General features: G+C 60.1%; 11 protein-coding genes. 6 read left to right on the top strand and 5 right to left on the bottom strand.

The annotated features are described in order from the left end of the window. Positions 1-184 precede the first annotated feature (184 nt). The 4 genes from hisN to EOA28_RS01290 form a co-directional block, all read right to left on the bottom strand. On the bottom strand, positions 185-976 hold the full coding sequence (gene hisN, locus EOA28_RS01305) for a histidinol-phosphatase (protein ID WP_128314433.1): 792 nt from the start codon (positions 974-976) through the stop codon (positions 185-187). Between the two features lie 54 nt (positions 977-1030). Further along, positions 1031-2662, bottom strand: a complete 1632-nt coding sequence (locus EOA28_RS01300) for a GMC family oxidoreductase N-terminal domain-containing protein (RefSeq protein WP_128314432.1) — start codon at positions 2660-2662, stop codon at positions 1031-1033. A gap of 120 nt (positions 2663-2782) precedes the next feature. Then, on the bottom strand, positions 2783-3808 hold the full coding sequence (locus EOA28_RS01295; protein ID WP_128314431.1) for a glycoside hydrolase family 3 N-terminal domain-containing protein: 1026 nt from the start codon (positions 3806-3808) through the stop codon (positions 2783-2785). 100 nt (positions 3809-3908) lie between these two features. After that, complete coding sequence (locus tag EOA28_RS01290; protein ID WP_281060880.1) at positions 3909-5027, bottom strand: Gfo/Idh/MocA family oxidoreductase; 1119 nt, start codon at positions 5025-5027, stop codon at positions 3909-3911. Between the two features lie 554 nt (positions 5028-5581). Here EOA28_RS01290 and EOA28_RS01285 point away from each other — a divergent pair. Next, positions 5582-6337: a DeoR/GlpR family DNA-binding transcription regulator gene (locus EOA28_RS01285; protein ID WP_127404795.1), complete on the top strand. Its 756-nt coding sequence runs from the start codon at positions 5582-5584 to the stop codon at positions 6335-6337. A 33-nt stretch (positions 6338-6370) separates the two neighbouring features. Here EOA28_RS01285 and EOA28_RS01280 read toward each other — a convergent pair whose 3' ends face one another. After that, the gene (locus tag EOA28_RS01280; protein WP_245501444.1) at positions 6371-7468 is read right to left on the bottom strand and encodes a sugar phosphate isomerase/epimerase family protein; all 1098 of its coding nucleotides are present in this window, start codon (positions 7466-7468) and stop codon (positions 6371-6373) included. A 159-nt stretch (positions 7469-7627) separates the two neighbouring features. Between EOA28_RS01280 and EOA28_RS01275 the strand changes: the two genes are divergently transcribed. From EOA28_RS01275 to EOA28_RS01255, 5 genes are all read left to right on the top strand, one after another. Further along, positions 7628-9430: a thiamine pyrophosphate-binding protein gene (locus tag EOA28_RS01275; RefSeq protein WP_128314429.1), complete on the top strand. Its 1803-nt coding sequence runs from the start codon at positions 7628-7630 to the stop codon at positions 9428-9430. 94 nt (positions 9431-9524) lie between these two features. Next, complete coding sequence (hisD, locus tag EOA28_RS01270) at positions 9525-10835, top strand: histidinol dehydrogenase (protein WP_128314428.1); 1311 nt, start codon at positions 9525-9527, stop codon at positions 10833-10835. Between the two features lie 63 nt (positions 10836-10898). Next, on the top strand, positions 10899-12152 hold the full coding sequence (locus EOA28_RS01265; protein WP_167512057.1) for an ABC transporter substrate-binding protein: 1254 nt from the start codon (positions 10899-10901) through the stop codon (positions 12150-12152). 90 nt (positions 12153-12242) lie between these two features. Then, positions 12243-13139, top strand: a complete 897-nt coding sequence (locus EOA28_RS01260; RefSeq protein WP_128314426.1) for a sugar ABC transporter permease — start codon at positions 12243-12245, stop codon at positions 13137-13139. After that, the gene (locus tag EOA28_RS01255; RefSeq protein ID WP_245482196.1) at positions 13129-14049 is read left to right on the top strand and encodes a carbohydrate ABC transporter permease; all 921 of its coding nucleotides are present in this window, start codon (positions 13129-13131) and stop codon (positions 14047-14049) included. The genes EOA28_RS01260 and EOA28_RS01255 overlap by 11 nt, the downstream gene beginning before the upstream one ends. The last annotated feature ends 3 nt before the right edge of the window (positions 14050-14052 follow it).

Here is a 14052-nt window from a genome sequence, read left to right as displayed (position 1 = left end):
TAACGTCAGCTGAAATCGGACTTCCATGTCCAACGGGTATTTGCGTCATCGCAACAGAGCGCCGGCAGGTGATGGCAAGCCGATAGCCGGACCGCCCAAAACCTGCATGAGCAATCAGAGCCATTGTGTCCACTATGAAAATGGCCGGCAAAGCTGTCGGTCCTTGCAGTGAGTTTCCGGCAGTCTAGGCGTTCAGGACAAGCTCGTTCAGAGCCAACCGATGAAGCGACGGAGTCGCCGCGGCAAGGACTGGGCCTCCTTCCTCAGCTCGGCCGCCGTCGAGACGCGTGATCACGCCCCCCGCCTTCTCAATGATCGGGATCAGCGCCACGATGTCGTAGGGCTGCAGGGAAGGTTCAACCGCCAGGTCGATCCGGCCCGCCGCCAGCATGGCGAAGGCGTAACATTCCCCACCGTACCGGGTCATCTTGACGGCGCTGTTCAGCCGCTCGAAGCCAGCTTTGAGATCGGCGTGAAAATGTTCAGGCGAGTTGGTGTGGAGGATGGCATCGGACAGCGTGTCGATGCCGCGCGTCCTGAGTGGCTGTGGCTCGCCGCCGCGCTGACGCCATGCGCCAGTCGCGTCCGCCCAGAACCGCTCGCCGATATACGGCTGGCTGAGCATGCCCATCTCTGCGCGCCCGCGATTCGTCAGGCCGATGAGGGTTCCCCAGACGGGAATGCCGCAGATAAAAGGTCGAGTTCCGTCGACGGGATCGAGCACCCAACGCCAGTCGCTGTCGCCGCCCGTTTCACCGAATTCCTCGCCAAGCACCGAATGGTTTGGAAATTCTGCCGTTATGGCTGCACGCAAGGCGATCTCGGCTTCCCGATCCGCCTCGGTCACCGGATCGAATCTGTACCCAGGCTTCGGCTTGGTCTCGACGGCAAGCTCGACCAGATAGCGCGGCAGAGTCTCGGCATCCGCCAGATCAGCGAGACGGTGCAAGAATGTTGAGTCGGGTAGCTTCGACATGATTTCCTTCCGATTATGTGATGCGGCTGCGTTTAGGGCCCGTTCGGCCCAATTCTATTGATTTTCTTGCATCTGCCTTTTGGCGGAAACAAATCCGTGCTTGGCCGCGATGAAGTCGGCTGCCCGCTCCGCGATCATTATGGCAACGCCGTTGGTATTGCCGGAAACAAGATTTGGACCGGCTGAATTGTCACAGACACGCAGCCCATCGATCCCGTGAACGCGCAGTTCGGGATCGACGACGGCCATATCGTCGCTGCCCATCTTGCAAGTACCCATCGGATGGAGCGCCGCGTGCGCCTGACTTTTGACGTAGGCTAGGATTTCCGCCCGACCCCGGAGAGACCCTGGCGCATATTCTCTCGAAAGGTATTTTGCGATAGCTGGCTGTGACATGATCTCTCGCCCGAACTCGACCCCCTCGCACATGACGTCGAGATCATATTGTTCCTGCAGATAGTTCGGCCGGATGATCGGCGCCTCAAGAGGATCTCCGCTCCTCAATTCGACCCAGCCGCTTGAGCGTGGCCGGGTCTGGCAAATGTTTAGCGTCGTTCCGTTGCCGCCGGGAACCGTGTCAAGGCCCGCTTCGACGCCGGCGCCCGGCATGAAACAACACTGCAGGTCGGGGCGGTCGTCATTGAGCGAGGATCGAAAGAAGGCGCCGCCCTCGACGACGTTCGCCGTGCATGGGCCCCGCCTGAAAAGAAGGTATTCAAGCCCGGCCAGGAATTGCCAATGCGGCTTCTTGTATCTGTCGTAGCTAAACGGCCCGTTCACCTCGTGGATCAGCGAAACCTCGATGTGATCCTGCAGGTTCCGTCCCACTCCCGGCAAATGCTGGGTGACGGGAATGCCAAGCCGCATAAGTTGGTCGGCATTGCCGAGGCCTGAAAGCAAAAGCAGTCTTGGCGTGTTGATGGCGCCGGCGGTCACGATCACCTCGCTGCCTGCGAGCAACAGAGTGCGCCTGCCGTTGACCAGCGCCTCGACCCCTACGGCGCGCTTTCCCGTGAAGATGATCCGCAGCACGCGAACGCCGGTTTTGACCACAAGGTTCCGGCGATTGCGCGCAGGTCCAAGGTAGCTGACCGCGGTGCTACCGCGGCGACCGCCGCGTGCGTTGATCTGGTAGAAGCCGCAGCCTTCCTGGTCGCCCGAGTTGAAATCTGGATTGTATCTCAAGCCCGCCTGCTGGCATGCCTGTACCCATATGCGGCTCATGGGATGAGTGAACTGCTGGTCTGAAACGGGGAGGGGGCCGTCGGTGCCATGCACTTCATTGGCGAAGCGGTCGTTGGATTCGCACCGCTTGTAATAGGGAAGGACGTCATTCCAGCCCCAACCCTCGGCGCCCGCGTCGCGCCATTCGTCGTAGTCGCGCGGCTGGCCCCTTAGATATACCATGGCGTTGACGGAACTGCCGCCACCCAGCACCCGCGCCTGAACCATGGTTGGCTCGGGATCGCCCAGATGCTCGGCATTGGGAGACCACCGATAGGGTTTGACGAGATTGCCCTTGCTGGTCTTGTAAAACGTCACCGGAATATGGATCCAGGGACTGCTGTCCTTTGGCCCTTCCTCAAGCAGCAGCACCGAGGCATCCGGATCCTCGCTCAGACGCGACGCCAGCACGCATCCCGACGAGCCCCCGCCGACGATTATGAAGTCAGCCGCGGTTCGCATGCAAAATCCAGTCTCCAAAATGAGAGTAACCACAAAGCCCGGTCCCCAGGACGGCAACTGCGGTGTCTCGGCTTCGTGACGCGTTCATTTGCAAGCGTCGGCGCCTGATCACCAACCCGTTCAGGCGGCCTGAAGACGGCCCCCCGCATCGGAAGCCAGGCGACGAACTGCGCTTGCTGCACGCGCGAGGACCTCTCGTGCGAGTTTGCCAGTCTGGACACTCGCGACGATGCAATTCGCTACCTCGTCGACCTGTGGTCCGGACGCCAACAAAAGGAGGTCAACGCCAGCTTTCAGCGACGCCACCGCCGTTTCCGGAACGGTCCGGCCGCGCAGCGTCCCGGGCAGATCGAGATCGTCCGAAACGATCAGGCCTTGAAACCGGTGGGTCTCGCGAAGCAACGCCACCACCTTCGCTGAGGTCGAGGAAGGCTCGCCCGGATCGATCGCATCCACGGGTATCGGTCCGGTCATGACGGCCCGCACACCCGCGGCAATGGCCGCGTCGAAGCAGCTAAGATTGGGTCTGAGATCATCCAGCGCGGCGGTGACCGTCGCACTGGCGCTGTCATGGGGATCCTCGGGTACATGGGGGTGACCGGGAAAGTGCTTCGCCGTTGCCGCGACACCCTGTCTCTGTACTCCGCGAATGAACGCAGAGGTGGCGCGACCGACGAGATCGGCGTCCGCGGAGAAGGTGCGGTCACGCAGCCAGGGATTGCTTCCGCTCACCAAGTCGAGCACAGGTGCGAGGAAAAAGTTGACGCCGCATGCCCTTGCCGCGCGGGCAGCCTCGACCCCAAAATGCTCTATTTCGGCGTCCTTCATTTCCAGGACCTCGCGCGGGTGAGGAAGCTGGGGGGCAAGCTTGTGGAGGCGGTGGACCCCTCCCAGCTCGTAGTCGATCGCGATCAGCACGTCGCCAGCAAGCGACCGGGCGCGGTTGTGATAGTCAAAAAGAAGCTCGCGCGTCTCCGTTTGCTGCCTGTCTCTAGACATGCGACGCGCAACGTATTCCTCGCGGGTCGAGCCGAGCAGCGAAGCGACGCCGCCGGCATCGAAGAAAGACCTCGAGGCGTCCGTAAAATCAGCCCTTTCAAAGGCGGGCAGAAGTACTGCATAAGCGTCGCGTGCGATCTCATCCACCGTTGTGCATTCCTTGTTGTTTCCGCCCTCAAGGCTTCGTCCGAACGAGATAGCTCAAACGACATCGGACATTCATTCACAGTGTTGACGGCTTGCCTGCTCAGGAGCGGGGGAACGAAACCCATGACTTCGAAGCTGAAGATCTGACGCTGATCTCGGACAGCAGAACGCCCCGCAGCCCTTCGTACACATCCGGGATCGGCACGGGGAGCACTTCTCGCCAGTTTCGGCCGGCTTCCAGCGCCGTCGCATAGTCGCTGTACAGGACCGCAAGGGCCTCGAGGTAGCCTTCAGGAGACCCCGCCGGCAGACTGGTCGCAAGATTCGCGTCCGAGGAGATGTCGGCGTGGCCTCGACGATAGGTAAGGTCGCTTTCGCCGAGCCGGGACATTGTTAGCGTCTCCGGCGCCTCCTGACGCCACTCGAGAGTGGCCTTAGAGCCGACGATCTTGAAACGCAGGCCGTTGCGGTGGCCTGGAGCGGCAAAAGAGGACCACAACACACCGTTGGCGCCGCCCTCGAATTCGAGCTGAACGACATCGGTGTCGTCCAGGCCGAAGGAGTCGACGGTTTGCAGCAAATTGGCGTTGAGTGCGGTGCACCGGAGACCAGAAACAAATTCGAGGATGTTAAAGGCGTGTGTTCCGATGTCCCCCAGCGCGCCCGTCGGTCCCGCCTTTTCGGGGTCGCCTCGCCATATCCCGCCTTTGCCCAGTTTCGAGGGGTCGTTGACCAGCCATTCCAGGAGATACTCCACATGCATGAAGCGAACCTGCCCGATCTCCCCCGCGCGGACGCGAGCGCGAGCATCTCGAACCATCGGATAGCCTGTGTAGGTGTATGTCACGGCAAAGAACGTCTCGTTTGCGGCCGCGATCCGTTGGAGCTCGCGCGCCTGCTCCGATGAGTGGACCAGCGGCTTTTCGCAGATGACAGGGATACCCGCCTCGAGAAAGGATTTGCATGGCTCGAAATGAAGATGGTTGGGCGTTACGATGATCGCGACTTCGATGCCGTCATCTCGTGCCGCTTCAGCGGCTGCCATGTCAGTGAAGCTGAGGTAGGTGCGGTCCCGAGCCACCCCAAGCGCCTCGCCGGCTTCAATGCTGGTTTGTCGGTCGGACGAGAACGAGCCTGCGACCAATTCGAACCGATTGGTTAGCCGCATGGCAGTTCTATGCCGGCTTGCAAAAAAGGAACCTCGCCCTCCTCCCACCATGCCCGCGCGAAGGCGACGTCTGCCGGGGATATCGTCTGTGAGAAGGTTCATGGATACCCTTGCGCGTTCCGGCCCGGCTCTGGGCTGACCGGGAGAACCGGTAGACCGGCACCGAATCCGTTCAATCGGCAGCGGCTGCACCGAGACGATTGAAGGCATCCTTCCACTCCGTGAAAAGAGCGACAAGTTCGCACGTCGCCAATCAGTGACGCACAGTGATGCGATCGGTTACGCAGTTCGATCAATCGAATGAGAGCCGAGCGCTCCTTTGCGATCGCCGCAACGGCATCATGCTGGCTCGACAACACGCCAAACGCGCAGGCATCTCCTGCAGGCAGCAGCGGCGACCGCCACGATGAGCTGAGAATCAGTCCTGCCGATCCTGAAGTTCATTCCAAGGCTCGTCGGCAGCATCAAGCGTCGTCGCCTGCCGCGCGCGCTCATGTCATAGGTCGGTTCACGACGACATTGCGGCGTGGGGCGCTTGGGATCTATATCCGATTTGCATTCCCCGAACAGAAAGTCGCCCAGGTTCGTCCTAAGGATTTCTGGATATGCTTACAGAAGAACGCCAGGCCGTCATTCGCTTCAGGTTGGCCGAGCATGGCAGGGTCCTGGCCAAAGCGCTTGCGCTCGAGTTCCGTGTCTCTGAAGACACTGTGCGCCGCGACCTGCGCGATCTTGCCAGAGCCGGACTTTGCCGCAGGGTCTATGGCGGAGCGTTGGTCAGGTCATCGGAGGCCAAAGCCGGGCCTGAGCGGTTGAGGACCTCGACCACGGATCTCGCGCGGCTGGCTGCCGCCGCAGCGAAGCTCGTTCAACCGAACGCGACGATCATGATGGACCACGCAGCCCTCAGCGTTGCTTTCGCCGCCGCTTTACCCCGCCACCTGTCTTTGACGATTGTAACAAATTCCCCAAATGTCGCGGCTGCACTGGAAGGGCATCGTCAAGCCGGCGTCGTTCTTGTGGGCGGCCTGTACGACCACGGCAAAAGATGCTGTCTTGGAGCTGCCGCCCTTTCGCAATTGGAGCAGTTTAACGCCGACGTCTTCCTTGTCAGTGATTGCGCGGTGCATGCTGCGGTCGGATTGACCGCATTCGATCTTGCCGACGCTGAAATCAAACGCGTGATGTGCCGGCGAAGTGCCGCTCGGGTGGTTTTGGCTACCGTCGACAGCATGTCGAGGGTCGCGCCCTTTCAAGTTTCGGGACCTGGAGAGATCGACCATTTGGTCGTAGGGGGCCAGCTAAATGCCGACACCCTCGAATTGTTTAGCGAGCAGGGCACGATGATCCACTGCGCATAGGACGGTCTAATCGAAGCCTCGACGATCGACGACCTAGGAACCTACAACAAGATCCTGCATGAGCGTTTTGAGATCACGAGCGACATCGTAGCTGTTCATCTGATGCTGCCTGTTGCAAAACAGCTCGCAACTCCACCAGCCATCGTAGCCGGTCGATTTCACTGCAGACACCCACTCTCCCAGGTTCAATACGCCCTTGCCCGTTTCGACATCGCGGAGAATAGGCTCGTTGGGAACTCCGCCCGCAAACGGCAGCGAGTCGCAGATGTGTACGCCGTAAATCAAATCCTTGTCCAATCGCGAGATTTGTTCGGGTCCATCGCCTGAGGTGTAACAGTGCCAGAAGTCGACAACGAGACGTATGTTGTCGCGGGCTGCTTTCCTGATCGTACGAAGCTGCCTGTCAAGCGTGTTGAGCGGCGTCCAGGACAGCGCTTCATGGTAGATGACCAGGTTGCGCTGGGCGGCGATGTCGGCGACCGCGGCCAATCCAGACGCCGTGATGTCGATCTGCTCTTCTATGGGCAGGCCGACAACGCCTCGGTAGAGATCGGGTCGCCGAGTAACGCTGCTGGGATCGAGAGCCTCGAGACTGATAGGACCCGTAATGACCTGAATGCCCTTTGATCCGACCTCCGAGGCAAGATTCGTCAACTCTTCGGCGTCCTTCAGCAAGTCCCTTCGGGCGTCGCCGTAGCGTTCCACATCGAGAAGAAATCCAACGCCGGGAATGAAGGTCTCACCGATTAAGTGACGCAGGTCCTGCGGGCTGAAACCAGCGTCCAGGAAAGCCCGAATCTTTGCGCCGGAGGCTTCCAGCCCGTCGAAACCGATCTCATGTGCGATATCGAGGTCAAGCGCAAGCGTGCCATATCGCGCCACGAGTGCATGCAGGACAATCTGATTGCTCTTCGACATGAGGTCCACCTTTGCAAAGTGGTTGACACTACCAGCAAGCAAGCCATACGCCATGTTGAGGCGGAATTGCGCGATAGTGCGAATTCTTGCGCGATTTGCAGCACTTATCGCGCTACATCGCGTCGAAAAATCTTCTGGAAACCGGATGCGTCTTTGCGCTTGACTGGAGCCCGCCTCGGCATATTTCGCCCATCGGCGGCCGGAAATGGACAACCTCTACTGTCGCAACTCTTCTCGGATAGCGCGCCACATTGCTTCGAATAATCCTACCCTGCGAACTTGTCGCGGGCGATCCACAGCTGCTTACTAAGAGCATGGACGAGGGCATATCTCGCAACCGCCTCGTCAGCCAAAAGATAAGAGGGTCGAACAATGAAACTGACCGGTGGGCAGATCGTCGCAAGAGCGCTCAAGGAATATGGCGTCGAATATGTGGCTGGCGTACCTGGACATGGCATCTGGGCCCTGTTCGATGCTTTTCTCGAGGAAGGCTCGCAGCTGCCCTTTATCCAGGTCATGCATGAACAGAGCGCCGTTCATATGGCGGACGGCTATTTCCGCGCCAGCGGCAAGCCCATGGCATGCTCGACGTCCGTAGGACCCGGTGCCACCAACACGATCATTGGTCTTGCGACAGCCTACTGTGACTCGACTTCCTTGTTCTATGTCTCGGGCTCGCCACAGACCTACATGCATGGCCACGGCACCATGCAGGAGATCGAACGCCAGCAGGACAACGCCTTTGCGCGCATCACCGAGCAGGTGACCAAGCGCGCCTGGCAGGCGCAATCCGTCCAGGTTCTACCGACCATCATGCATCGCGCCTTCAACGAGATGCTGACCGGTCGTCCAGGCCCTGTGCACGTCGAGGTGCCGATGGACGTGCAGGTCGAGGCGGCGGACGTCAGCATCCATCCGCTGGACAAGCGCCTGCCGATCGGTGTGGCCTACCCGGATCCAAGCGCGATCGAGGCGGCGGTAAAGCTTCTGTTGAACGCCGAACGGCCGGTCATCGTCGCCGGTGGCGGCGCCATCACAGCCAACGCTTCGAACGAATTGACACGTTTGGCCGAGCGGCTCGGCGCGGCAGTTTCAATCACCTGGAACGGCAAGGGCGCCATCTCGGAAGATCATGAGCTCTTCATAGGCGCGGTCGGTCAGACCGGCACGACATGTGGCAACAAGATCACCGCGTCCGCTGACGTCGTGATCTCTGTCGGCTGCCGCTTCACAGATTGGTCGGCGTCCTCCTACGCCAAGGGCGTCTCGTTCTCGATCCCCCCAGGCAAGCTGATCCACATCGATCTTGACCCGCGTGAGATCGGCAAAACCTATCCGACCGAGGTTGGCATCGTTTCGGACGCAAAGGTGGCGTTGGAGGCAATTCTGGCGCTGCTGTCGGAGGCGGATGCCAAAAAGGCCCTGGCCAAACGCGAGACGTTCCTGGCCGACGTCCAGAAGGCGAAGGCCGACTGGATCGCCCAGGTGTCGCCGCGCGAAAACAGCCGCGAAACGCCCTTCACATCGCAGCGTCCGCTGGTCGCTTTGCGCAAGGTCCTCGACCGCAATGGTATCGTGGTTGTGGGTTCGGGCAACACCCAGGGTTCGGTGAAGCAAAGCTTCCCGGTCTACGAGCCTCGCACCCATCTGACTTCCGGCTCCTATTCGCCGATGGGCTGGGCGGTCCCGGCAGCGTTGGGCGCCAAGCTCGCATGCCCGGATCGTCAGGTCGTGGCGATCGTCGGCGACGGCGACTTCATGATGTCGCTGCCCGAAATGGGCACTGCCGTTATGAACGGCATCAATGTGGTGTTCCTCGTGTTGAACAACTCCGGCTACATGTCGATCCGTGGTGGCCAGCGCAAGTTCATGGGACGCCACATCGCTTCTGAATTTACCCATCACTCCGGCAACGGCCAGCCTTACTCTGCCGATATCACGGCTTCCGCCCGCGCCTTCGGGCTCGAGGCCTGGAAAGTCGAGAAGGATGAAGACCTTGAAAGCAGCTTGAAGGCAGCCTTGGAATGCGGCGGCCCGGCTCTTGTCGAGGTCATTGTCTCACGCGACGCGGCGGGACCGTTCGCGACCGGCTGGTGGGATTTCCCGTCGCCTGCTTACTACGAAAAAGAACAGGCCGGATACGCCGAGATGCGCGCACGCGAGCAGCATCTCTAGCAAGCAGGAGGGCGGCGAGCGCCCTCCCACATCGCCAACCATCACGTTCGGTAGTGCGGCGCGCACGCGCGTACGCAAAGCAAGAGATATTGCCATGATACGCACCTTCAAGCCCGCCAAAGGCAATGTCGCTGACGATGGCCAGCCGGCCGTGACCGCGACGGTTCAGGCCTTGCTGGCCCAGATTGAGAAGGGCGGCGACAAGGCCGTGCGCGAATTGTCCGTTCGCTTCGACAAGTTCGACAGGGATGACTATCGCCTGACCAAGGCCGAGATCGACGGATGCATCAACGCGTTGACCAAGCGCGAACGCGAGGATCTCGATTTCGCGCAGGACCAGGTGCGCAGGTTCGCCGAAGCCCAGCGCGAGACCATTCTAGATCTGGAGATCGAAACGCTGCCGGGAGTTGTCCTGGGCCACAAGAACGTACCGATCCAGAATGTCGGATGCTACGTGCCGGGCGGGAAGTATCCGCTGCTTGCATCCGCCCATATGACCGTCTTGACCGCCCGAGTGGCTGGCTGCGAGCGCGTCATCACCTGCGCCCCGCCGTTTCGGGGCAAGATCGCCGAGAAGATTGTCGCCGCCCAGGCGCTCGCAGGTGCCGACGAGATCTACTGTCTCGGCGGCGTCCAGGCGATCGCCGCCATGGCCTACGGCACGGAGACGATCGCTCCCGTCGATATCCTGGCCGGCCCCGGCAATGCCTATGTCGCAGAAGCCAAACGGCTGCTGTTCGGCAAGGTCGGCATCGACCTTTTCGCCGGCCCGACCGAGACCCTTGTAATCGCCGACGACAGCGTGGACGGCGAGATCGTGGCGACCGACCTGCTTGGCCAGGCCGAGCATGGCGTAAATTCTCCCGCTTTGCTGATCACCAATTCCGAGAAGCTAGCCCGCGACACGCTGGATGAAATCGAGCGGCTGCTCAAAATTCTGCCGACTGCGGCTGTCGCGGCCAAAGCGTGGGAGGATTTCGGCGAGATCATCCTGTGCGATACGGTCGACGAGATGGTGGCCGAGGCCGATCGCATCGCCTCCGAGCATGTCCAGGTCATGACACGTGATCCGGACTACTTCCTTGAGAAGATGAAGAACTATGGCGCGCTGTTTCTCGGTGCCCGCACGAATGTGTCGTTTGGCGACAAGGTCATCGGCACCAACCATACGCTACCGACCAACAAGGCCGCGCGTTACACGGGCGGGCTCTGGGTCGGCAAGTTCCTCAAGACCTGCACCTATCAGCGCATTCTGACCGACGAGGCATCGGCCCTGATCGGAGAGTACGGCTCGCGTCTCTGCCTGATGGAAGGGTTCGCCGGGCACGCCGAACAAGCCAACATTCGGGTCCGCCGCTACGGCAGAAAGAACGTCGGCTATGCCATGCCGGCTGATCCAAGCTGACTCCAACCCGCCCGATAACAGCGAAATGCGACCGGGCATTTCAACCTCAACAGGGGAATGACGATGACCAAACTCAAAAGAATTCTGCTCGCCGCCGCGCTGGGACTGCCCTTCGCGGGCCAGGCAATGGCACAAACCAAAATCGAAGGCCTGCATGTCTGGACGTCGGCGAGTGAAGTCGGTGCCCTGAAAGTGATTACCGACAAGCTCAAGACCATGGGCTTCGAGTGGCAGGATAGCGCGGTTGGCGGTGCCAATGGCGCCAATGCCCAGCAGGCACTTCGCACCCGCGTTGCCGCCGGCAATCCGCCTGCCGTCATGCAGTTCCTCGGCTTCGAGGGACTGGGCTGGGCCAAGGAAGGCGTGCTTCGTTCATTGAATGACCTCTACGCCAAGAACGGCTGGAAAGACGCCCTCCCGCCGGTCATGCTGCAATTCCTGCAGCAGGATGACACCTTTTTCTCGACCCCGATCAACATGCATCGCCAGAACTGGGTTTGGGCGAACAAGGCTGTCTTCGACAAGGCCGGGATCGCCATTCCCACAAGCTGGGACGAGCTGATTGCCAGTGCCGAAAAGCTGAAGGCGATTGGTGTCACGCCGATCGCGATGAGCGATGAGAGCTGGCAGATCGAAGAGCTGTTCGAGTCCATGCTCATCGACGTGAACGGCCCGGATTTCTACAAGAAAGCTGCCATCGATCTCGATGAAACGGCGCTGTCCAGCCCTGAGATGATCAAGACGTTTGAACTTCTGGGCAAGGTGCGTGGATTGCATGACGCCGGGTTCACCGGCCGTGACTGGGCGGCTGCGACCAATCTGGTCGCCAACGGCCAGGCCGGCATGCAGATCATGGGCGATTGGGCGAAGGGTGAATTCCTTGCCAAGGGGATGAAGCCGGGCGTCGATTTCCTCTGCTTTCCGACGCCGACCGCCACGCCGAACTACAAGTTCGTGTTCGATACATTCGGCGGCTTCAAGATCAAAAATGCCGATATCGAAAAAGGGCAGGACGCGGTTGCGGAAGCGATCATGGACCCCGAGGTTCAGAAGAAGTTCAATCTGATCAAAGGCTCGATCCCGGCTCGTCTCGATGTGCCGATGGACGACTTTGACGACTGCGCCAAGCGCAGCTTTTCGGATCGCGTCGCTGCCATCAAGAACAACGCAATCTACGGATCGCTCACCGACGGCTTTGCTGTCGAGCCGCGCTTCTCGGGCGTGTTCCAGGACGTCGTCGGCAAGTTTTTCGTCACCGATATGAGTGCGGAAGACGCGGTCAAATCGTTGGTCGACGGGATCAACAACGCACGCTGAGGCGTGCGTTCGCTGCCGGGGCAATGTCTCCCATGAGGTCCCGGCAGCGCCTTGCTAGCAGCTCCATTGACCCAATCCGAGGGCAAGCCGATGAGCAGATCCATCCCTTTATCGAACCGTATCGAGAATTGGCTGCCACGGCTGGTGCTGGCGCCCAGCCTCTTGGTTGTCCTGGTTGCGGTCTACTTGTTCATCTGCTGGACGGGTTGGATCTCGCTCTCATCTTCCATGATCGTGCCGAAATACGATTTCGTCGGCCTCAATCAGTATGTCCGCCTGTGGTCGACGCCGCGCTGGCACACGGCCGTGTTCAATCTCTTCGTCTTTTCAACACTCTTCCTGGCTCTGACCACGGGGCTCGGACTGCTGATGGCAATCCTTCTCGATCAGAAGATCCGGGTGGAAGGCACATTGCGGGCGATTTTTCTTTACCCGATGGCGCTGTCCTTCATCGTCACCGGCACAGCCTGGAAATGGATTCTCAATCCCGCCCTGGGCGTGCAGAAAGTGGTCAATGACCTTGGCTGGACCAGCTTTGTGTTTGACTGGATCGCACAGCCGACTTTCGCGATCTATTGCGTGGTGATTGCCGCAGTATGGCAATCGACCGGCTTCGCCATGGCGATCTTCCTGGCCGGACTGCGCGGCATCGACAATTCGGTCATCAAGGCCGCCCAGATCGAAGGTGCAAGCCTGCCGCTGATCTACCGGACAATCGTCGTGCCGATGCTGCGCCCGGCCTTCCTGAGCGTGATCGTTCTGCTCAGCTACATTGCGATCAAGAGCTTCGATCTCATTCTGGCGCTAACCAACACCGGCCCCGGCTCCGCCACCGAGATGCCTTCCACCTTCATGTACTCCGCCACCTTCCGGCGTGACCAGATGGGCGTTGGCGCAGCCAGCGCGATGATGATGCTGATGACCGTCGCCGCGATCATCGTTCCGTATCTCTATTCAGAGCTGAAGGAGTCCCGCGATGGCCAGTAATGCCGCGTCCTTGGCTAGCAATTCCACGCCCTTGGCCACGAAAGCCGCGTCCTTCCGTCGGCAGCATCGGATCGGTCGCGCCGTCATCTACGGCAGTCTGTTTTTCATGGCTGCGTTCTACCTGATGCCGCTATGGGTGATGATCACCACTTCGGTGAAACACCTTGATGAGATCTATGCCGGCTCCTTCATCGGCCTGCCGCAGCAAATCAGCTTCGACGCCTGGCGCACCGCCTGGTCGGAGGCTTGCAACGGAACGGCCTGCAAAGGGCTGAAACCCTATTTCATCAACTCGCTGCTGTTGACGATCCCGGCAGTGATCATGTCGACCGGCATCGGTGCGATCAACGGTTATGTCATCACCAAATGGCGGTTTCCTGGCTCCAACGTGATTTTCGGGCTGCTGTTGTTCGGTTGCTTCCTGCCTTTTCAGGCAGTGATTCTTCCCATGGCGCAAACCTTGGGGATCCTTGGTCTGGCAGGGTCTCTTCCGGGGCTCGTGCTGGTCCATACAGTCTACGGGATTGCGTTCACCACGCTGTTTTTCCGCAATTATTTCGTCAGCATTCCCGATGAACTCGTAAGAGCAGCGAAGATCGACGGTGCGGGGTTCATCAGGATCTTCGTATCGATCATGCTGCCGGCGGCGCTGCCGATCATCGTCGTGTCCTGTATCTGGCAGTTCACCCAGATCTGGAACGACTACCTGTTTGGGGCGTCATTCACCGCCGGCGAAAATGCACCCATCACCGTAGCGCTCAACAACATCGTCAACGTCTCGATGGGTCGCAAGGAATACAACGTCGACATGGCTGCCGCCATGATCGCCGCGCTTCCGACCCTCTTTGTCTACGTCGTCGCTGGACGATATTTCGTGCGCGGCCTTACCGCCGGCGCCGTGAAAGGCTGATGC

It is taken from the genome of Mesorhizobium sp. M2A.F.Ca.ET.067.02.1.1, assembly GCF_004023285.1.
GTDB lineage: Bacteria > Pseudomonadota > Alphaproteobacteria > Rhizobiales > Rhizobiaceae > Mesorhizobium.
The sequence above is the reverse complement of the archived record's forward strand: the minus strand, read 5'-3'. Positions and strand labels throughout refer to the sequence as shown.

Bases quoted from the DNA above. Each gene is read 5' to 3' on its own strand.
- hisN (WP_128314433.1), bottom strand. From the start codon at position 976: ATGTCGAAGCTACCCGACTCAACATTCTTGCACCGTCTCGCTGATCTG.
- EOA28_RS01300 (WP_128314432.1), bottom strand. From the start codon at position 2,662: ATGCGAACCGCGGCTGACTTCATAATCGTCGGCGGGGGCTCGTCGGGA.
- EOA28_RS01290 (WP_281060880.1), bottom strand. From the start codon at position 5,027: ATGGTGGGAGGAGGGCGAGGTTCCTTTTTTGCAAGCCGGCATAGAACT.
- EOA28_RS01285 (WP_127404795.1), top strand. From the start codon at position 5,582: ATGCTTACAGAAGAACGCCAGGCCGTCATTCGCTTCAGGTTGGCCGAG.
- EOA28_RS01275 (WP_128314429.1), top strand. From the start codon at position 7,628: ATGAAACTGACCGGTGGGCAGATCGTCGCAAGAGCGCTCAAGGAATAT.
- hisD (WP_128314428.1), top strand. From the start codon at position 9,525: ATGATACGCACCTTCAAGCCCGCCAAAGGCAATGTCGCTGACGATGGC.
- EOA28_RS01265 (WP_167512057.1), top strand. From the start codon at position 10,899: ATGACCAAACTCAAAAGAATTCTGCTCGCCGCCGCGCTGGGACTGCCC.
- EOA28_RS01260 (WP_128314426.1), top strand. From the start codon at position 12,243: ATGAGCAGATCCATCCCTTTATCGAACCGTATCGAGAATTGGCTGCCA.
- EOA28_RS01255 (WP_245482196.1), top strand. From the start codon at position 13,129: ATGGCCAGTAATGCCGCGTCCTTGGCTAGCAATTCCACGCCCTTGGCC.